Origin of the sequence: Janthinobacterium sp. 78 (assembly GCF_003096775.1) — a bacterium.
Lineage (GTDB): Bacteria > Pseudomonadota > Gammaproteobacteria > Burkholderiales > Burkholderiaceae_D > Janthinobacterium > Janthinobacterium tructae.
In genome coordinates this window covers 6,051,334-6,069,322 of the sequence record NZ_QENT01000001.1, presented here as the reverse complement: position 1 = coordinate 6,069,322, position 17,989 = coordinate 6,051,334, and the positions used below count along the sequence as shown (strand labels likewise).

Sequence of the window (17,989 nt, the reverse complement as noted above, 5' to 3'; positions counted from 1 at the left end):
CTTACAGCGACAGGTCGAAGTCCAGCAGGTCGACCATGCCTTCGCCCGTGGCCGATACCTGCTCTCCGGTGGCGGCGACAAAGGCGTCCAGGCTGCCGTGCACCAGCATGGACGTCGCTTCCAGGCGGTACTTCAGCCAGCGCACGTGGGCGAATGGCGAAAACAGGCCCAGGGTGACGACGATACCGAGCAGGTTGGTCAGCATGATGAAGGTGGTGCGGCCCCAGGTCAGCTGCGACTGGAACTGGTGCTGCTGCAAGCGCGTATGGTTCCAGATCAGGTTCTGGATCATGGTCAGGAACAGCGGCAGCACGATAAACGCCCACGCATACAGGGCGGCCACGGCGCCGAAGATGCTGCCGGCCTTGGTGACATCGTTGGCATCGCTGGCAAACGTGGCGAAGACGCTGGCAAAGACGACAAAGATCAGCACCAGGAAACCGGCCAGCAGCAGGGCGAAGAACAGCAAATAGGTTTTGTAGAAGCTGCCGACGCTGGCGTCGAAGCTGAAGTTGCTGCTGCCGAAGCGACTCTGCGTGTGCTGGAAGCGCTTCAGGCGCTGGTGCAGGAACGGCGTCATCAGGCCAGCCGTGAAGGTGTTCAGGATGGGTAGCCACAGGAAGTATTTGTAGGCTTCCCTGGCGCTGCCGTCAAAGCCGAAGCGGATGCCGCGGTAGCTGGTGTTGTACAGCTTGAATTGCAGGCTTTTCCAGACCAGCCATGGCAGCACGGCCATCATCAGTACGAGCATGATCAGGCCGACGATGGGCGAGACCTGGAAGGCGATGTTGTAGCCGCCGATCAAAACCACGGCCGCGATGCGGCCTTTCAGGATGGCCACGGCATTGCCATGGTATTCGAAGCTGCTGCCGGCCAGGTGGGTGCTGGAATAGAAATAGCGGTTGCGGCGTACCTTGGCCCAGGCGGAATAAATGCCCAGGGTGACGATGCTCAGCAGCAGGTTGACGATCCAGATACGGAAGTATTCGCTGCCGGTGGCGCTGAAGGTAATGGCTTCGCGCTGGGGCGTGGTGTTGTTTGTGTCGAAATCCACGGAGGGTTTCCTTACTTATTGGAAACAAAACAAGATAAGGCAAGATTGAAAAGTTATCAATTGAAAATGCTGTTTTTAGCAATTTCTTTTGGTGTGCCGCCCCTGCCGCCGCGATTTTCCCGTCCCGGCTATACTGGAACCCACCATCGCCTAACGGGAAACACCATGATCGTCGTCCACCATCTGAACAATTCGCGCTCGCAGCGCGTGCTCTGGCTACTCGAGGAACTGGGCCTGGAATATGAGGTCAAGCGTTACCAGCGCGACCCGAAAACCATGCTGGCGCCCGCTTCGCTGAAAGCCGTCCATCCGCTGGGCAAGTCGCCCGTGATCACCGATGGCGCCCACACCGTCGCCGAATCGGGCGCCATCATCGAGTACCTGATCGAGCGCTACGGCAATGGCCGATTGATACCGGCAGCGGGCACGCCGGAGAAGCTGCGCTGGACTTACTGGCTGCATTTCGCGGAAGGTTCGGCCATGCCGCCGCTGCTGATGAAGCTGGTGTTCGACAAGGTCGAAGCGTCGCCCATGCCGTTTTTCGTCAAGCCGATCGCGCGCGGCATCGCCAGCAAGGTCAAGAACAGCTTCATCCTGCCGAATATCCACAGCCAGCTGGCCTATATGGAAGCGGAACTGGAGAACACCAAATGGTTTGCCGGCAATGAATTCACGGCGGCCGACATCCAGATGAGCTTTCCGCTGGAAGCGGCCGCCATGCGCGGCGGACTCGACGAGCGCCTGCCGAAGCTGACGGCGTTCCTGCAGCGCATCCACGCGCGGCCGGCGTATCAGCGTGCCCTGGAAAGAGGTGGGCCTTATGATTTTTCGAAGTGACTAGATGGCGCCTGGAAGATGGTGTGTAAAGAAAGTAATATTACTTTTTCACATTCTTTTGCTATAAAATATTTTCTTTTTATAACCATCTGACCGCGCTGCGATGCGCTCTTCCCCATGTTCAAAAGAATCACGCTTGTCTCCGCCCTGCTGCTGTTCACGGGATGCGCCATTAAGCAGACAGTCAAGCCGGTAGAGAGCTTTACCAGCAAAGAAGTCTGTATTCTGAATAACCCCGATGTACGCGTCGGTTTTATGGCTGCATACAAGCGCGCGCTGGAAGGCAAGGGCTATGCTGCGCGTCAATTGCCAGCCTCGGCATCGATCATCGAATGCCCGCTGACGTCCACCTACACGGCGAATTGGCGCTGGGATCTGGCGACGTATATGAACTATGCCAATATCAAGGTGTACAACAATGGCAAGGTGGTGGGCGAGGCCGTGTATGACGCGAAGCGCGCCGGCATGAATACGGCCAAGTTTATTGATGCGGATAAGAAAATTGGCGAGTTGGTCAATCAGCTGTTCCCGGGCGGCGCGGGGATCTGAAACTGCTTTCGGTGCGGTCCATACGGTAAAATGCCCGATTCAACCAGTATCCACTTACCGCATGGCCAGACTCCTCGCTATCGACGGCTTGAATATCGTACGCCGCGTCTACGAAGCCAGTCCTGAACCCGATTCCGACCTGAAGGCGGAGATCGCGCTGCGCCACGCGCTGTCGTCATTCCGCACGCTCATCAACGACCACGAGCCGACGCACATCCTGCCGGCCTTCGACTTTGGCGGCCCGACCTGGCGCCACGCCCTGTATGCCGGTTACCGCGAGGGGCGCCAGCCCATGCCGCAGGTGCTGCGCGACGCCTTGCCCGGCTTTTACGCCACCCTGGCCAGCTTCGGCATGCATGTCGTGAGCATTCCCGAAGTGGAGGCCGACGATGTGATCGGCACGGCCGTCATGCGCTGGCTGCACGAGGGGCGCGGCGCGGCCGTCATCGCCACCACCGACAAGGATTTGCATGGCCTGATCGCGCACGGCGCGCTGGTGTGGGACCATTTCAAGGGCATCTGGCACGACCGCGCCTGGGTCGAGAAAAAGTTCGGCGTGCCGCCGGAACTGCTGCCCGACTTGCTGGCGCTGATGGGCGACGTCACCGACAGCATCCCCGGGGTGTCGAAGATCGGCCTGAAAACGGGGGCGAAACTGTTGCGCGGTTACGGCAATATCGACGCCGTGATGGCCGGCGCGGGGATTTTGCCCGGTGCGCTGGGCGAAAGCCTGCGAAAAGAGCGGGAAATACTGTATCTTTCAAGAAAGTTGGTGGAACTCAAGACCGACGTAGTTTTAGGCGTGACCTGGAACAAGCTCGCGTGGGAAAAGTAGAACGCCAGGCAAGAACAATCAAGCAAGGAAAGCAATCATGATGTTAAAAACAGTCCTGATCGATAGCAGCGCCGTGGCGCGCGGTCTGCTGAACTCGGTCCTGATCGATGGCGGCTACGATGTCTGCGGGCAGACGCATACCAGCGCGCTGGGACTGGCGCTGCTGGTCAAGCACCATCCGCATTTCGTCTGCATCGCGCGCGAGCAGGTAGAAGACGGCAGCAATGTGGTGCAAACCATCCGCGCCCAGTATCCGAAAACGCTCATTTTCATGGTCTCGGGCGGCATCGACGCCGCCTCGCTGCAGGCGGCGCACGCCATGGGCGTATCGGGCTTCATCGTGAAACCCTTCATGGCCGACACGGTCCTGAAAACCGTGCGCAATACGGTCATTGCCATGGTGCGCAAGCAGCAGCAGGCGCTTGCCGCCGCTGCGCAAGGCAATACTTAAACGCCGGCCAGGCCCGTCGCGCTGGCGATAATCCCGCCACCGAGGCACACGTCGCCGTCGTACAGCACGGCCGACTGGCCCGGCGTGACGGCCCATTGTGCCTGGTCAAACGCCAGGCTGAAGTGTTCATTTCCCTCCGGCAGCAGCTGGCAAGCCACGTCGGCCTGGCGGTAGCGCGTCTTGGCGGACAGGGCGCCTGCCTGCGGCGCCACGCCCGCGACCCAGCTGGCCTGGTCCGCCGTCAAGGCCGGCGACAGCAGCCACGGATGGTCATGGCCCTGCACCACCCACAGGGTATTGTTGGCGATATCCTTGCGCGCCACATACCAGGCGTCGCTGCTGCCATCGGCATTCTGGTACGACTTCACGCCGCCGATGCCGATGCCCTTGCGCTGGCCCAGCGTATAAAAACTCAGGCCCACGTGTTCGCCCACCGTCTTGCCGTCGGCCGTTTTCATCGGGCCCGGCTTGTACGACAGGTAGCGGTTCAAAAATTCGCGGAACGGGCGCTCGCCGATAAAACAGATGCCCGTCGAATCCTTCTTCTGCGCGTTCGGCAGCGCCAGCTGTTCGGCGATCTGGCGCACTTGCGTCTTCGGGATTTCACCGAGCGGAAACAGGGTTTTCGACAGCTGCGCCTGGTTCAGCCGGTGCAGGAAGTAGCTTTGGTCCTTGCTGGCGTCGACGGCTTTCAGCAGTTCATAGCGTCCAGCGTCCGCCGGCGCCTGGCGCACGCGCGCGTAGTGGCCGGTGGCGATCAGGTCGGCACCCAGGGTCATGGCGTGGTCGAGGAAGGCCTTGAACTTGATTTCAGCGTTGCACAGCACGTCCGGGTTCGGCGTGCGGCCGGCCTGGTATTCGCGCAAAAAATCGGCGAACACGCGGTCCTTGTATTCGGAGGCGAAATTGACGGCTTCGATATCGACGCCGATGACGTCGGCCACGCTGGCCGCGTCGATCCAGTCCTGGCGCGTGGAGCAGTATTCCGAATCGTCGTCATCTTCCCAGTTTTTCATGAACAGGCCGATGACTTCATAGCCTTGTTCCTTCAGCATCCACGCCGCGACCGAGGAATCGACCCCGCCGGACATGCCGATAACGACTTTCTTCTTGCTCATCTTGCTTTCCAGTTACTTTTAAATGATTGCCATGCGCGGGTCTATGCACTATTAAAGACGGACACATGCGTGTGCAGCAGGGCCAGCGGCGCGCGCCGGCCAGCCAGGTATTCGTCCACGCACTGCAGCACCAGAGGACTGCGGTGGCGCTCCTGGCATGCCGCCAGCTCGTCGCGCGTCATCCACAAGGTACGGATGATGCCTTCGTCCAGCGGGCGGTCATGCTCGGCGCCGGCCGTGCCGCAAAAGGTGAAGCGCAAATAGGTCACGTCCTCGCCCGTGCGCAGTGACTGATAGCGCGACATGTACATGCCGACCAGTGCCGTGGGGATGAAATCGTAGGCCGCTTCTTCCAGCGTCTCGCGGATCACCGCCTGTTCCAGCGACTCGAACGGGTCGAGATGACCGGCCGGCTGGTTGAGCTTGATGCCTTCGCTGGTTTCTTCTTCAATCAGTAAAAACAGGCCGTCGCGCTCGACGATGGCGGCAACGGTGACAGAGGGTTTCCAGATTCTCGGCATGATTCCATCCTTGAAAGAGCCGACATTTTATCTTGTTCTGCGCGCGCGGTTTGAACCCGGCCTTCTGTTGCGCGGACATATTGATAAATGACAACGTTTTAGCAAATAGCGGTGGGAGGTACTTACGTCTTTCCCGGGGCGCGCACTAGCATGGGGGCTTAGTCGGCAAGATGGCAGGAAACGCCCGCTAATATAGGCTTTCCCTGTGGTCAAAACAAGCGCGCACGCAGGCTCGACTGTGGTGAGATTGACACACATTTCCACAATATGGTCGCCGCGCCGCATGGTGAAACGAATTCGGGGATGCGGGTGAAATTAGTGTCGTACAACTAGAAGTTGCTGGTTCACAAACGTTTAACGCGCTGCTTTCCGTGTTAGATTCTAGTCAGTTTATCAATTAGCGGAGGCATCATGAGGATAGGCATACCGGCCGAAACACGGCCTGGTGAAACGCGGGTGGCAGCCACGCCCGAGACAGTCAAGAAGCTGGTAGCCAAGCATCAGGTCATCGTGCAGGCGGGAGCGGGCTTGCAAGCGTCGATTCCCGACGCCGCGTATGCCGCCGCCGGCGCGCAGATCGGTACCGCCCAGGAAGCCTATGCTTGCGCCATCGTGCTCAAGGTACGCGCACCGGACGCTAGCGAACGGGCCCTGATGGCCAGCGGCACGGTGCTGATCGGCATGCTCAACCCGTTTGACGCCGACAATATCGCCGCCATGGCCACGGCCGGCCTGTCCGCCTTCGCGCTGGAAGCCGTGCCGCGCATCACGCGCGCGCAGTCGATGGACGTGCTGTCGTCGCAGGCGAATATCGCCGGCTACAAGGCGGTGCTGGTGGCCGCGAATACCTACCAGCGCTTCATGCCGATGCTGATGACGGCAGCCGGCACCGTCAAGGCAGCCCGCGTGCTGATCATGGGCGTGGGCGTGGCGGGCTTGCAGGCGATCGCCACGGCCAAGCGCCTGGGCGCAGTCATCGAAGCGTCCGACGTGCGCCCGCCCGTCAAGGAACAAGTGGAGTCGCTGGGCGCGAAATTCCTCGACGTGCCTTTCCTCACCGAGGAAGAAAAGGAAATCGCCAAGGGCTCGGGCGGCTATGCGCGCGCCATGCCTGCCGACTGGATGCGCCGCCAGGCCGAACTGGTGCATGAACGGGCGAAACTGGCCGACATCATCATCACCACGGCATTGATTCCCGGCCGCGCCGCGCCCGTGCTGATCTCCGAAGAAACGGTGAAAGCCATGAAGCCCGGCTCCGTCATCGTCGACCTGGCCGTCGAGCAGGGCGGCAACTGCCCCCTGTCAGAACTGGGCAAGACGGTCATCAAGCACGGCGTCTACATCGTGGGCGAGCCGAACCTGGCGACCCTGGTGGCGGCCGACGCCTCGGCCCTGTATGCGCGCAACGTGCTGGACTTCTTGAAGCTCATCATCGACAAGGACGATCAATTGCTGATCGACCGCGAGGATGAAATCATCAAGGCCAGCCTGGTTTGCGCGGGCAATGACATCCTCAGAAAATAACGCGGCGCCGGAGAGAACTACATCATGGAAATCAGTCACACCATCACCAATCTGATCATCTTCGTGCTGGCCATTTATGTCGGCTACCACGTCGTCTGGACTGTCACGCCAGCGCTGCACACGCCGCTGATGGCCGTTACCAATGCCATTTCCGCCATCATCATCGTCGGCGCCATGCTGGCGGCCGGCCTGACGCAAGGCCCGCTGGCGCAGGCGGCCGGCACCCTGGCCGTGGCGCTGGCCGCCGTCAACGTGTTTGGCGGCTTCCTCGTCACGCAGCGCATGCTCGAGATGTTCCGCAAAAAAGAACCAAAGGCCAAGCAAGGAGCAAAAGAATGAGTCACGCCATGAGCTTCGTCACCATGAATCTGGTGACGATGATGTACCTGATCGCCTCGGTGTGCTTCATCCAGGCCTTGAAAGGCCTGTCGTCGCCCTCGACGGCGCGCCGCGGCAATGCCTTTGGCATGAGCGGCATGGCCATTGCCGCCGTCACCACCGTGGCGCTGATCCTGAAACTGAAGGAGCAGCAAACGGGCGGCATGGGCCTGACCCTCGTCATCATCGGCATCGTCACGGGCGGCGCCATCGGCGCCTACCTGGCAAAAACCGTGGAAATGACGAAGATGCCGGAACTGGTGGCGGCCATGCATTCGCTGATCGGCCTGGCGGCCGTGTGCATCGCCGTGGCGGCGGTGTCCGAGCCGTGGGCCTTCAACATCGCCCAGCAAGGCCAGGCGCTGCCCATCGGTAACCGCTTCGAGCTGTTCATCGGCACCTTTGTCGGCGCCATCACGTTCTCCGGTTCGGTGATTGCCTTCGGCAAGCTGTCGGGCAAATACAAGTTCCGCCTGTTCCAGGGCGCGCCCGTCAGCTTCAAGGGCCAGCACATGCTCAACCTGGTGCTGGCGCTGGTGATGGTCGGCCTGGGCCTGGCGTTCTGTTTCGCCGACGCGGTGGAGCCGGCCTGGACGCCGTTCGTCATCATGACCCTGATCGCCTTTGCGCTGGGCGTGCTGATCATCATTCCCATCGGTGGTGCCGATATGCCGGTGGTGGTGTCGATGCTCAACAGTTACTCCGGCTGGGCTGCGGCCGGCATCGGTTTTTCGCTGAATAACTCGATGCTGATCATCGCGGGGTCATTGGTCGGTTCTTCCGGCGCGATCCTGTCGTACATCATGTGCAAGGCCATGAACCGCTCGTTCTTCAACGTCATCCTCGGTGGCTTCGGCGGCGCTGCGCCGGCGGCGGGCGTGGCTGGCGCACAGGAACAACGTCCCGTGAAATCGGGTTCGGCCGACGACGCCGCCTTCATCATGAGCAATGCGGAAACCGTCATCATCGTGCCCGGCTACGGCCTGGCCGTGGCGCGCGCGCAGCACTCGCTGAAGGAACTGGTGGAAAAGCTCACGCACAAGGGCATCACCGTCAAGTATGCGATCCACCCCGTGGCAGGGCGCATGCCGGGCCACATGAACGTGCTGCTGGCCGAGGCGGAAGTCCCGTACGACCAGGTCTTCGAGATGGAAGACATCAACGGCGAATTCGGCCAGACGGACGTGGTGCTGGTGCTGGGCGCGAACGACGTCGTCAACCCGGCGGCGAAAGACCCGACATCGCCGATCGCCGGCATGCCGATCCTGGAAGCCTACAAGGCCAAGAGCATCATCGTCAACAAGCGCTCGATGGCTTCCGGCTATGCGGGCCTGGACAATGAACTGTTCTACCAGCCGAACACGATGATGGTGTTTGGCGACGCCAAGAAGGTGATCGAGGATATGCTGAAAGCGATCGAATAAATGCCGCTTGCGGCGACCTGACGGCCCGCCTTGCGCGGGCCGTTTTTATTGGCCGGCCGCTGCCGCGACGACTTTGTTGCGTCCCTGATGCTTGGCCGCGTACAGGGCCTTGTCGGCATCCGATATGGCGGCGTCCAGGCTGGCGCCTTGCACCAGCGACGCCACGCCGATGCTGATGGTGACGTGCAACGGGCTGCCATCCGGCAGCACGGTGACCGCCGCTGCCACGGCCGCGCGGATGCGTTCAGCTACCTGGTAGGCCTGCTGCAGGCTGGCGTCCGGGAAGAGCAGGCCGAATTCCTCGCCACCGAGGCGCGCCGCCACGTCGGTGATGCGTCCCGTGTCGCGCAGCACCTGCGCCACCGTGCGCAGCACGGCGTCGCCCACGGCATGGCCGTAGCGGTCGTTGATCTTTTTAAAGTGGTCGAGGTCGGCCACGCCCACGCTCAGGGCGGCGCCGCTGCGCGCCGCGCGCGCCATCGCCTGTTCTGCCTGCGCTTCATAGGCGCGCCGGTTGGGCAGCGACGTCAGCGCATCGTACAGCGCCTGCTGTTCCAGCTGCGCCAGCAGGCTGGCGTTTTTTGCCGCCAGTTCGCGCCGTTCGCGCACATCGAGCAAAAAGGCGCCGAAATAGCGCATGCCGTCGACCACGCCCAGGTCCAGCGCCTTCATTTCGATGGGGATCATTTGCGCATCGCGGTGGCGAATGGCAAATTCGCGTATCTTGCCCAGCACGCTGGAGCTGCGTGAGCTGCGGATGTAGTTGAGCACGAGGTTGTCATGCTGCGCGCCGACGGCGTCGGGCAGCAGGCCGTTCAGTGTCTGGCCCAGCAATTCTCCGCTGGCATAGCCCGACAGCGCCCGCATGGCGCCATTGATATAGCGGATGCGGCACTGCTCGTCGATGATGATGACGGCGTCGAGGGCATCTTCCAGCAGACGGAAAAAAAGTACTTCGGGAAGAGCTGCAGGCGGTGCTGCGGGCAAAGCATCTGTCATGGAACGGTCGCCGAAAACCAGGTGACAGCCATTGTCGCATCCGCGGGCGGTTTACTCCATGCCGGATATCTCGCCTGTTTCTTTTTCGCCCGTGCCTTGATCACCGAGGCTCAGCGCCGGCCGTACATCATCAGCTGGGCCAGACTTCTGCGCGCCGGGCTGACAACGTCCAGCAAGCCCAGCGCCAGACCCAGCAAGCCTTGCGTGGGGGCGCTGCCCGTGAAGATGCGCGCCATGGTGTCGGTGACGCGCACGGTCAGCCCCCGGTCAGCCTGGCGCAGGCTGGCGTAGCGTTCCAGTCCGGCCGGGCTGCTGTCCTGCGCCAGCACGCGGGCCAGCACGGCGGCGTCGCGCAAGCCCAGGTTCAAGCCTTGCCCCGCCACCGGGTGCAGGGTTTGCGCCGCATTGCCGATGGCGACCGTGCGCGCCGTGCCGCCCGCCTGCGCGTTCAGGCCCAGCGGATAGGCCAGGCGCGCCGTCGTGTGGCTAAAGCGTCCGAGGCGGCTGCCGAAGGCGGCGCCCAGGCGTGCCAGGAAGGCCGTGTCGTCCAGGGCCAGCAATTGTTCGGCGCGCGTCGGCGGCACGCACCATACCAGCGCGTAGCCGTCGTCCTGCGGCAGCAGGGCCAGCGGGCCTTCGTCGGTGAAGCGCTCATACGCGCGGTGGGCGATGGGGCTACTTGTGCGCACATGGGCGATGATGGCGCTTTGGCCATAATCGCGGCTGACGGCGCGCTCCGGCTGCTGGCCGAACAGGCCGCCCTCGGCCTGCACCAGCAGGCTGGCGCGCAAGCTCGATGCGGCGCCCGCCTGGTCGATCTGCACGCTGACGCTGTCGGCGTCTTCCTCAGTGCCCGTCACCAGTGCCGGGCGCAAGCTGGTTACGCCCAGGCGCTCGCATACATCGGCCAGCGCGCTGACGACGGCGCCGTAACGCGCCACATAACCGAGCGCCTCGACGCCATGCTCGCTGCGGTCCATCAGGCTGCGCCCGAACTGGCCGCGGCGCGAAACGTGAATCTGATGAATCGGGGTCGCTGCCACGGGCCAGGCGCCCGCTTCCTCGAGAATCTGGCGGCTGCCGTGCGACAGGGCGATGGTGCGCGGGTCGCGCCTGGCTTGTTCGAGCGATTTGGCGTCGAGCAGGACGATGCCGGCGGCGCGTCTGCCGCGCTGCACCAGCAGGGCGGCCAGCGCCATGCCGACGGGGCCGGCGCCGCAGATGGCGAGATCGAAAGTGGACGGTGTATGCATGCTGCGGCGTTAATCCTGTGACATCAGTTGTTCGATTTCAGCGACGCTCTTGGGCGCCGTGCTGAAGACTTCATGGCCTTGTGGCGTGACCAGCACATCGTCTTCGATGCGGATGCCGGTATGCCAGAACTGCTCCGGCACGCCCGCGCCGGGGCGCACATAGATGCCCGGTTCCACCGTCAGCACCATGCCCGGTGCCAAAGCGCGCCACGGCTTGCCGGGCGCGCCCGTGTCGCGGTAGGCGCCCACGTCGTGCACGTCCATGCCCAGCCAGTGGCTGGTGCCGTGCATGTAGAAGGGCATATACGCCTTGTCGGCGACGACGTCCTGCACGCTGCCACTTTTCTGCCGATCCAGCAAACCCAGGTCCAGCATGCCCTGCGCCAGCACCTGCACGGCCGCCTCGTGGATGGCGCTGTGCGGCAAGCCTGGGCGAACCATGTCCAGCGCTGCCTGCTGCGCGGCCAGCACCAGTTCATACAGCGCTCGCTGCGGGCCGCTGAAGCGGCCGTTGACAGGATACGTGCGCGTGATGTCGGAGGCGTAGCCATCGAGTTCGCAGCCGGCGTCGATCAGCACCAGTTCGCCGTCCTGTAATACCGCGTTGTTGGCGCTGTAATGCAGGATGCAGGCGTTGTCGCCGCTGGCGACGATGGAGGAATACGCGGGGAACTGCGCGCCGCTGCGGCGGAATTCGTACAGCAGCTCCGCTTCCAGCGCGTATTCATGCATGCCGGGCCGCGTGGCGCGCATGGCGCGCACGTGGGCCGCGCTGGAAATGGCGGCTGCGCGGCGCATCAGCTGCTGTTCCTGCGTGTCTTTCAGCAGGCGCATGGCGTCGAGCATGTCATTGATGTCATGCGCCATGGCGGGTGCCGTGACGCCGCTGCGGGCCTTTTGCCGAACGTTGTGCCGCCAGAGCTTGACCTGTGCATCGAGGCTGCCGCCCAGCGCATAGTAAATGGCAGGGGAGTCGGCCAGCAGGCGCGTCATTTCCACGTCGAGTTCCTCGATGGGGAAGGCGCTGTCAAAACCGAAGCTGGCGCGCGCCGCCTCGGGGCCATGCCGGAAACCGTCCCAGATTTCGCGCTCGGTATTCTTGGCGCGGCAAAACAGGATGGCGCGCGCGGGCGCCGTGGCGCTGGCGGCCACCAGCGCCACGGCACTGTCGGGTTCCGTGAAACCGCTGAGGTAGTAAAAATAGCTGTCGTGGCGATACGGATAATCGCAATCGCTGTTGCGCGGCACTTCGGGCGCCGTGGCGAGGATGGCCACGCTACCCGGCAGCATCTGCGCCAGCAGCGCCGCGCGCCGTGCCGCGTAATTGGCCATCATGTTGTGCCGGCCTTGGCCGTGACGCCATTGAGCGCGTCGAGTTGCTGTGGCGTGCCCACATTCGTCCACTCGCCAGGATAGACTTCGCCGCCCACGCGGCCCTGGTCCGCATAGCTGCGCAGCAGGTCGCCCAGCCTGGCGTGGCTGCCCGGCGCGATGCCGTCGAACATCTCGGGACGGTACACGCCGATATTGGCGAAGGTCCACTTGGTGTCGTCCGTATTGTTGATCGCGAACAAGGTCAGGCCGAAGTCGCCCTTGGGATGGAAGTCGGGATTGGGCACCAGGTACGTCCAGGCGATGTCGCGCTGGTCGGCCGGGTACGGCGTGCCCAGCACGTCTTTGTCGGCCAGCACGTCGAGTACTTGCTTGAAGTCAAAGTAGGGGCAATAGATGTCGCCGGAAATGGCGAGAAATGGTTCATCGCCCAGCAAGTGGCGCGCCTGCGCGATGCCACCCGCCGTTTCCAGCGGCGTGCTTTCCGGCGAATACGCGATGCGCGCGCCATACGCGCTGCCGTCGCCCAGGGTTTCCTCGATCAGGTGGCCCAGGTGGGAATGGTTGATGACGATGTCCGTGATGCCGGCGCGCACCAGGTTCAGCACATGCCAGACGATCAGCGGGCGGCCGCGCACTTTCAGCAGCGGTTTGGGACAGGTATCGGTAAGCGGACGCATCCGTTCACCGCGGCCTGCGGCAAAGATCATGGCTTTCATGGATATTCTTTTCTGATTCGGTAAGTCGGCTGCGCGGTCAGGCCGCGCAGCGGGAAAGTGCCTAGAAGGTATAACCGACTTGCGGTGCCTTGTTTTCGAGGGCGTCCAGTAAACGCACCAGCGGCTTGAGTTCCGTGTAGCGGTTGGCCGTCTTGCGCACGTAGTCGAGTACGGTTGGCAGGTCGCCCATGTACAGATCCTTGCCGTCGCGGTAATTCAGGCGCGCGAACAGGCCGAGGATTTTCAGGTGGCGCTGCAGGGCCGTGAATTCGAAATCGCGGTAGAAGGCGTCGATGTCGGGATTGACTGGCAAGCCCAGCTGCTTGGCGCGCTGCCAGTAGCGGATCACCCAGTCGAGCACCAGTTCTTCATCCCACTGGATGTAGGCGTCGCGCAGCAGCGAGGCGATGTCATAGGTGACGGGACCGAAAACGGCGTCCTGGAAATCGAGGATGCCGGGATTCGGAATCGAACCATCGTTGATGTGCATCAAATTGCGCGAATGGTAGTCGCGGTGCATGAATACTTGTTGTTGCGACAAGATATTTGCGGCGATGGCTTCGAAAACCTTGTCCAGCTGGGTTTGTTGCACATCCGTCAAGGTGGCGCCCAGATGCTTGCCGATAAACCATTCCGGGAACAGATTCATTTCGCGCAGGATGAAGGCGCGGTCGAACTCGGGCAAGACGTCCGGCTGGCTGGCCAGCTGGATTTTCATCAACGATTCCAGCGCTTCGGCATACAGCACGCTGGCATTGTCGTGGTTCAATGCGTCGAGGTAGGTGGTCGTGCCCAGGTCGGAGAGCAGCAGGAAGCCGTTGTCCAGGTCTTGCGCGATGATCTCGGGCACGGACACGCCGGCACCCTTCAGCAAGCCGGCCACCTTGACAAAGGCGGGCACGTTTTCGCGCTCGGGCGGTGCATCCATGGCAATCAGTGTACTTCCTGGCAATGTTGTATTGCCTGGCAGCATATCGAGACGGTAGTAGCGGCGGAAGCTGGCATCGCTGGAAGCGGGGCGGGCGGAATCGGGCGCGACGAGGTTAAGCGAGGTCAACCAGGCTTTCAACAGGGTCAGGCGAGCGTCGGCGGAGGCCGGCGCGGTGGAGGAATTGGAAGAGAATGACATTAAGCGGCCTGTGGAATCGGGTTGATGATGCGTATTCCCATATAATAAGGGATTCAAATCAAAAAATCGCCTGTCATGGTGCTTGCCCCTTCCAATTCATGAGCTGGTTTTCGGCCTCCCCCCCTTCGCAGCGCTGGGCTTTCGCCATCAGCGCGCTCGTCGCCGCCACGACGGTGCCTGCCCACGCCCAGAAAGCACCACGTCCGGTGCATGTGGAAGATCCCGACGCGCCCACCGTCATGACGGCGAACAGCATGAATGGCCGCCCCGAAAGGGAGATCAATCTCGATAAAAATGTCGTGATTGAACGCGGAAAAACCACAAAAATGACGGCAGATACAGCTTGTTACAAACAAGTTGAAGATCAGTTCGACGCCGAGGGCCATATCAAGATGTGGCGTTTCGGCGATTACTACACGGGCGATGTCCTGAAGCTGAACATGGAGACCGGCAAGGGTTTCCTGCTCAATCCGACGTACCGCTTCGAAGTGGGCGGCGGCCAGGGCAAGGCCGAGCGCGTCGACTTCATCAACCCCGACGAAGCCACTGTCATCGACGGCACGTACAGTACCTGCGAAGGGCCGAACCCGGACTGGTACCTGAAATCGAGCACCTTGAACCTCGATACGGGCCGCGATGTGGGCACCGGCAGCAAGACCATCATCTATTTCAAGGACGTGCCGATCCTGGGCACGCCGGGCATCTCGTTTTCGTTGTCGGGCGCGCGCCGCTCGGGCTGGCTGGCGCCCACGCCGGGCTTTGCCTCGAAGAACGGTTTCGAGCTGCTGATGCCGTATTACGTGAACATCGCGCCGAACCGCGACCTGACCCTGTTCCCGCGCTACATACAGCGGCGCGGCATCCAGCTCGGTGCGACGGGCCGCTACATGGGCGAGACGGATGCAGGCCTGTACCAGGGCGAAACGTCGTTTGAGTTCTTGCCTAACGACAAGCAGACCAAGACCAACCGCTACATGATCAAGTCCAAGCATGAGCAGGCGCTGGCCAAGGGCTGGAGTTACAGCTGGGATCTGCGCGAGGCGTCCGACAATAATTACCCGAACGATTTTTCGAAAACCGTCGCCACCGCCACCGAGCGCCAGTTGCTGCGCGAATTGCGCACCGATTACCGCACCGAGGACTGGAGCCTGACGGCGCGCGTGCAGAATTATCAGGTGCTGCAGGATCCCGATCCCAGCGTGACCGTGCCGCGCCCGTATGACCGCTTGCCGGCGGTGAACTTCCACGCTGGCAAATACGATGTCTGGGGCGGCTTCGACTGGACTTTCGATGCGGAAGCGACGCGCTTCGCCCACCCGACCGAGGTGCAAGGGTCGCGCCTGGTGGCCGTGCCGCAGGTGAGTTTCCCTATTGTGCGCCCTGGCTACTTCGTCACACCCAAGCTGATGCTCAATGCCAGTGCGTATCAGCTTGATAATGACGTCAGGACCAAGGCGCTGCAGTTCACGACGACATCGTTTACGCGCGCCGTGCCCACCTTCTCGGTCGACAGCGGCCTGGTGTTTGAACGCGACACGAATCTGTTTGGCGCCAAGGGTGGCACGCAAACCCTGGAGCCGCGCCTGTTCTACGTCTACACGCCGTACCGCGACCAGTCGCAGTTTCCGAAATTCGATACGGCCGACGGCACCTTCAACCTGACGCAGATCTTCACGGAAAACCGTTTTGTCGGCAGCGACCGCATCGGCGACGCCAACCAGGTTACGGCCGCCTTGGTATCGCGTTTCCTGCAGTCCGATGGCACGGAACGCATGCGCCTGACCTTCGGCCAGCGTTTCTACTTTGCCGACCAGCGCGTGCAGCTCAATTCGACCACGCCCGTCAACCAGTCGCGTTCGGATATCCTGCTGGCGGCAACGGGCCGCGTGTCCGAGACTTGGACCGCCGACAGCCTGGTGCAGTACAATCCCAGCGACCGCCAGCTGGTCAGCTACAACTACACCTTGCAATATCAGCCTGGTGCCAAGAAAGTATTGAATTTTGGCAGTCGTTTCCAGCGTGGAGATACCGGTTGGCGCAATGTTGAAGTGTCGACGCAATGGCCGTTGACGGACCGCCTGTATGGCGTGGGCCGCATCAGTTATTCCGTGAAGGATCGCAGCATGCTGGAAAGCCTGGTCGGCCTGGAATACAAGGGCGACTGCTGGGTGTTCCGCATGGGCGCGCAACGTTTCGTGACGACGGCCAAGACTGTCTCGACGCCGATCTTCTTCCAGCTGGAATTGACGGGTTTGTCGAATGGCCTGGGTCTGGGCGCGAATGGATTGGAAACGTTTACAAAAACCATCCCCGGTTACCAGACACTGAGCCAGCCACTCCGTTAAGATAGGCTCCGTTGCCGCCGTCGGTGTTCCCGGCGCTGGCACAAACCGGTTTTTTTATTCACCTGAACTCATGAGCGCTCTACACATTATGCGTAATGCCAGTATGCACCAACTCAAAATTGCAACGGTTTTGTTGTGCGCCATTTCCGGCGCCACGACCAGTAGTGTCTGGGCGCAACAGGCTGCGTCAGCGCCTGCGAGCAAGCCCGCTGCCGCTGCCGCTGCCGCTGCGCCAGCACCGGTCAAGGGCTTCACCCCACCGGCCTCGAGCAGTGGCCAGAGCATCGACTCCATCGCCGTCGTCGTCAATGACGATGTGATCACGCGCAATGAAGTGGCGGCCCGCATCAAGAGCGTCGAGCAGCGCATGAAGGCACAGAATATTCCCGTGCCCGATCCCGCCGACCTGCGCCGCCAATTACTGGAGCGCATGATCGTTGAGCGTGCACAAATGCAGCTGGCCAAGGAAATGGGCGTGCGCGTGGATGACCTGACCCTGGACCGTGCGATTGGCCGTATTGCTGAACAGCAAAAGATGACGGTGCAAGAACTGCGCAACCAGATGGAAAAAGAAGGCACGCCGTTTGCGACTTTCCGCGAAGAAATCCGCGATGAAATCATCATGCAGCGCTTGCGCGAGCATGAAGTCGACGCCAAGATCCAGATTTCCGATTCTGAGGTGGATAACTTCCTGGCAGCGGAAAAAGCGGCGGCCAGCGAACAGGTGGAGCTGAACCTGGCGCAGATTCTCGTGCGCATTCCGGAAAACTCCAGCCCTGAACAGATCGCCGCGCGCCGCGCGCGCGCCGAAGAAGTCAGCCGCCAATTGCGCACGGGCGGCGATTTTGCCAAGATGGCCGCCACCTATTCCGACGCCAGCGATGCGCTGAGCGGCGGCGATATCGGCTGGCGCAATAGCGACCGTTTGCCGCCTTTGTTCACGGAACAGTTGCTGAAGTTGAAGCCAGGCCAGATCACGCCCATCATCAAGAGCAATACCGGTTTCCACATCCTGAAGCTGGTGGATCGCCGCAGCGCGGCCGAAGCACAAGCCGTTGCTGCCGTGCAGCAGACGCATGCGCGCCACATCTTGCTGAAAATTACGCCGACCCTGTCGGCTGCCGAAGCCAAGCGCAAATTGTCGGAATTGAAAGAGCGTCTGGATAACAAGGCCGCCAAGTTCGAAGACCTGGCCCGCTTGTTCTCGAACGACGGTTCGGCCGCCAAGGGAGGCGACCTGGGCTGGCTGTATCCAGGCGACACCGTGCCGGAATTTGAAACGGCGATGAATGCGCTGAAACCGGGCGAAGTGAGCGAGCCGATCGAATCGAGCTTTGGCTTCCACCTGATCGAAGTGCTGGAACGCAAGAGCGACGACGTCTCGAAAGAGAAGCAGCGCAGCGCCGCGCGCAACGCCTTGCGCGAACGCAAGCTGGAAGAAGCGACGGAAAACTGGGCGCGCGAAGTACGTGACCGTGCTTACGTCGAATTCCGCGCGGACGACCAGTAATGCTGTCGACT

The 17,989-nt window shown here is 61.8% G+C and carries 17 protein-coding genes; 9 read left to right on the top strand and 8 right to left on the bottom strand.

Features of this window, described 5'->3' with window-relative positions; translation table 11 throughout:
• Window position 1: 1 nt before the first annotated feature.
• Window positions 2-1,054 (bottom strand): YjgN family protein, encoded by a 1,053-nt coding sequence (locus C8C92_RS26720; protein ID WP_116745750.1) that lies wholly within the window; start codon window positions 1,052-1,054, stop codon window positions 2-4.
• A 165-nt stretch (window positions 1,055-1,219) separates the two neighbouring features.
• Here C8C92_RS26720 and C8C92_RS26715 point away from each other — a divergent pair, with 165 nt between their 5' ends.
• The 4 genes from C8C92_RS26715 (at window position 1,220) to C8C92_RS26700 (ending at window position 3,726) form a co-directional block, all read left to right on the top strand.
• Complete coding sequence (locus C8C92_RS26715; protein WP_099761893.1) at window positions 1,220-1,891, top strand: glutathione S-transferase; 672 nt, start codon at window positions 1,220-1,222, stop codon at window positions 1,889-1,891.
• A gap of 117 nt (window positions 1,892-2,008) precedes the next feature.
• A complete protein-coding gene (locus C8C92_RS26710) occupies window positions 2,009-2,440 on the top strand; it encodes an Sbal_3080 family lipoprotein (protein ID WP_099761894.1) in 432 nt (143 codons plus the stop codon).
• Between the two features lie 61 nt (window positions 2,441-2,501).
• Window positions 2,502-3,275, top strand: coding sequence for a 5'-3' exonuclease (locus tag C8C92_RS26705; protein ID WP_116745749.1), 774 nt, complete (start codon window positions 2,502-2,504; stop codon window positions 3,273-3,275).
• Window positions 3,276-3,315: 40 nt separating this feature from the next.
• Window positions 3,316-3,726 carry a response regulator gene (locus C8C92_RS26700; RefSeq protein ID WP_099764381.1) on the top strand — a complete coding sequence of 137 codons (411 nt, stop codon included), beginning with the start codon at window positions 3,316-3,318 and terminating at the stop codon, window positions 3,724-3,726.
• Here the strand turns inward: C8C92_RS26700 and mnmA are convergent.
• Window positions 3,723-4,844 (bottom strand): tRNA 2-thiouridine(34) synthase MnmA, encoded by a 1,122-nt coding sequence (mnmA, locus tag C8C92_RS26695; RefSeq protein ID WP_116745748.1) that lies wholly within the window; start codon window positions 4,842-4,844, stop codon window positions 3,723-3,725. The genes C8C92_RS26700 and mnmA overlap by 4 nt on opposite strands.
• Window positions 4,845-4,885: 41 nt before the next feature.
• Window positions 4,886-5,365: an NUDIX hydrolase gene (locus tag C8C92_RS26690; protein ID WP_096238110.1), complete on the bottom strand. Its 480-nt coding sequence runs from the start codon at window positions 5,363-5,365 to the stop codon at window positions 4,886-4,888.
• A 411-nt stretch (window positions 5,366-5,776) separates the two neighbouring features.
• Here C8C92_RS26690 and C8C92_RS26685 point away from each other — a divergent pair, with 411 nt between their 5' ends.
• The 3 genes from C8C92_RS26685 to C8C92_RS26675 are packed head-to-tail and all read left to right on the top strand — an operon-like array spanning window position 5,777 to window position 8,691.
• Entirely contained in the window at window positions 5,777-6,889 is a 1,113-nt protein-coding gene (locus tag C8C92_RS26685) for a Re/Si-specific NAD(P)(+) transhydrogenase subunit alpha (RefSeq protein WP_116745747.1), read from the top strand.
• Window positions 6,890-6,913: 24 nt separating this feature from the next.
• On the top strand, window positions 6,914-7,228 hold the full coding sequence (locus C8C92_RS26680; RefSeq protein ID WP_035822749.1) for an NAD(P) transhydrogenase subunit alpha: 315 nt from the start codon (window positions 6,914-6,916) through the stop codon (window positions 7,226-7,228).
• An 8-nt stretch (window positions 7,229-7,236) separates the two neighbouring features.
• On the top strand, window positions 7,237-8,691 hold the full coding sequence (locus C8C92_RS26675) for an NAD(P)(+) transhydrogenase (Re/Si-specific) subunit beta (RefSeq protein WP_099761898.1): 1,455 nt from the start codon (window positions 7,237-7,239) through the stop codon (window positions 8,689-8,691).
• Between the two features lie 45 nt (window positions 8,692-8,736).
• Here the strand turns inward: C8C92_RS26675 and C8C92_RS26670 are convergent, their stop codons facing one another.
• The 5 genes from C8C92_RS26670 to C8C92_RS26650 form a co-directional block, all read right to left on the bottom strand.
• Window positions 8,737-9,690 carry a sensor domain-containing diguanylate cyclase gene (locus C8C92_RS26670; protein ID WP_099761899.1) on the bottom strand — a complete coding sequence of 318 codons (954 nt, stop codon included), beginning with the start codon at window positions 9,688-9,690 and terminating at the stop codon, window positions 8,737-8,739.
• 110 nt (window positions 9,691-9,800) lie between these two features.
• The gene (locus C8C92_RS26665) at window positions 9,801-10,943 is read right to left on the bottom strand and encodes a UbiH/UbiF/VisC/COQ6 family ubiquinone biosynthesis hydroxylase (protein ID WP_116745746.1); all 1,143 of its coding nucleotides are present in this window, start codon (window positions 10,941-10,943) and stop codon (window positions 9,801-9,803) included.
• Window positions 10,944-10,952: 9 nt separating this feature from the next.
• The gene (pepP, locus tag C8C92_RS26660; RefSeq protein WP_165829621.1) at window positions 10,953-12,275 is read right to left on the bottom strand and encodes a Xaa-Pro aminopeptidase; all 1,323 of its coding nucleotides are present in this window, start codon (window positions 12,273-12,275) and stop codon (window positions 10,953-10,955) included.
• Window positions 12,275-12,994 (bottom strand): N-acetylmuramate alpha-1-phosphate uridylyltransferase MurU, encoded by a 720-nt coding sequence (gene murU, locus C8C92_RS26655; RefSeq protein WP_116745744.1) that lies wholly within the window; start codon window positions 12,992-12,994, stop codon window positions 12,275-12,277. Before murU ends, pepP begins: the two co-directional genes overlap by 1 nt.
• A 61-nt stretch (window positions 12,995-13,055) precedes the next feature.
• Window positions 13,056-14,123 (bottom strand): phosphotransferase, encoded by a 1,068-nt coding sequence (locus C8C92_RS26650; RefSeq protein ID WP_099761903.1) that lies wholly within the window; start codon window positions 14,121-14,123, stop codon window positions 13,056-13,058.
• Between the two features lie 98 nt (window positions 14,124-14,221).
• Here C8C92_RS26650 and C8C92_RS26645 point away from each other — a divergent pair, with 98 nt between their 5' ends.
• Window positions 14,222-16,468 carry an LPS-assembly protein LptD gene (locus C8C92_RS26645; RefSeq protein WP_099761904.1) on the top strand — a complete coding sequence of 749 codons (2,247 nt, stop codon included), beginning with the start codon at window positions 14,222-14,224 and terminating at the stop codon, window positions 16,466-16,468.
• A gap of 103 nt (window positions 16,469-16,571) precedes the next feature.
• The gene (locus C8C92_RS26640) at window positions 16,572-17,978 is read left to right on the top strand and encodes a peptidylprolyl isomerase (RefSeq protein ID WP_243420376.1); all 1,407 of its coding nucleotides are present in this window, start codon (window positions 16,572-16,574) and stop codon (window positions 17,976-17,978) included.
• Window positions 17,979-17,989 lie beyond the last annotated feature (11 nt).

Bases quoted from the DNA above. Each gene is read 5' to 3' on its own strand.
- C8C92_RS26675 (WP_099761898.1), top strand. From the start codon at position 7,237: ATGAGCTTCGTCACCATGAATCTGGTGACGATGATGTACCTGATCGCC.
- C8C92_RS26710 (WP_099761894.1), top strand. From the start codon at position 2,009: ATGTTCAAAAGAATCACGCTTGTCTCCGCCCTGCTGCTGTTCACGGGA.
- C8C92_RS26715 (WP_099761893.1), top strand. From the start codon at position 1,220: ATGATCGTCGTCCACCATCTGAACAATTCGCGCTCGCAGCGCGTGCTC.
- C8C92_RS26685 (WP_116745747.1), top strand. From the start codon at position 5,777: ATGAGGATAGGCATACCGGCCGAAACACGGCCTGGTGAAACGCGGGTG.
- C8C92_RS26690 (WP_096238110.1), bottom strand. From the start codon at position 5,365: ATGCCGAGAATCTGGAAACCCTCTGTCACCGTTGCCGCCATCGTCGAG.
- C8C92_RS26700 (WP_099764381.1), top strand. From the start codon at position 3,316: ATGTTAAAAACAGTCCTGATCGATAGCAGCGCCGTGGCGCGCGGTCTG.
- C8C92_RS26645 (WP_099761904.1), top strand. From the start codon at position 14,222: ATGAGCTGGTTTTCGGCCTCCCCCCCTTCGCAGCGCTGGGCTTTCGCC.
- pepP (WP_165829621.1), bottom strand. From the start codon at position 12,275: ATGGCCAATTACGCGGCACGGCGCGCGGCGCTGCTGGCGCAGATGCTG.
- murU (WP_116745744.1), bottom strand. From the start codon at position 12,994: ATGAAAGCCATGATCTTTGCCGCAGGCCGCGGTGAACGGATGCGTCCG.
- C8C92_RS26650 (WP_099761903.1), bottom strand. From the start codon at position 14,123: ATGTCATTCTCTTCCAATTCCTCCACCGCGCCGGCCTCCGCCGACGCT.
- C8C92_RS26665 (WP_116745746.1), bottom strand. From the start codon at position 10,943: ATGCATACACCGTCCACTTTCGATCTCGCCATCTGCGGCGCCGGCCCC.
- C8C92_RS26670 (WP_099761899.1), bottom strand. From the start codon at position 9,690: ATGACAGATGCTTTGCCCGCAGCACCGCCTGCAGCTCTTCCCGAAGTA.
- C8C92_RS26680 (WP_035822749.1), top strand. From the start codon at position 6,914: ATGGAAATCAGTCACACCATCACCAATCTGATCATCTTCGTGCTGGCC.
- mnmA (WP_116745748.1), bottom strand. From the start codon at position 4,844: ATGAGCAAGAAGAAAGTCGTTATCGGCATGTCCGGCGGGGTCGATTCC.
- C8C92_RS26640 (WP_243420376.1), top strand. From the start codon at position 16,572: ATGCACCAACTCAAAATTGCAACGGTTTTGTTGTGCGCCATTTCCGGC.
- C8C92_RS26705 (WP_116745749.1), top strand. From the start codon at position 2,502: ATGGCCAGACTCCTCGCTATCGACGGCTTGAATATCGTACGCCGCGTC.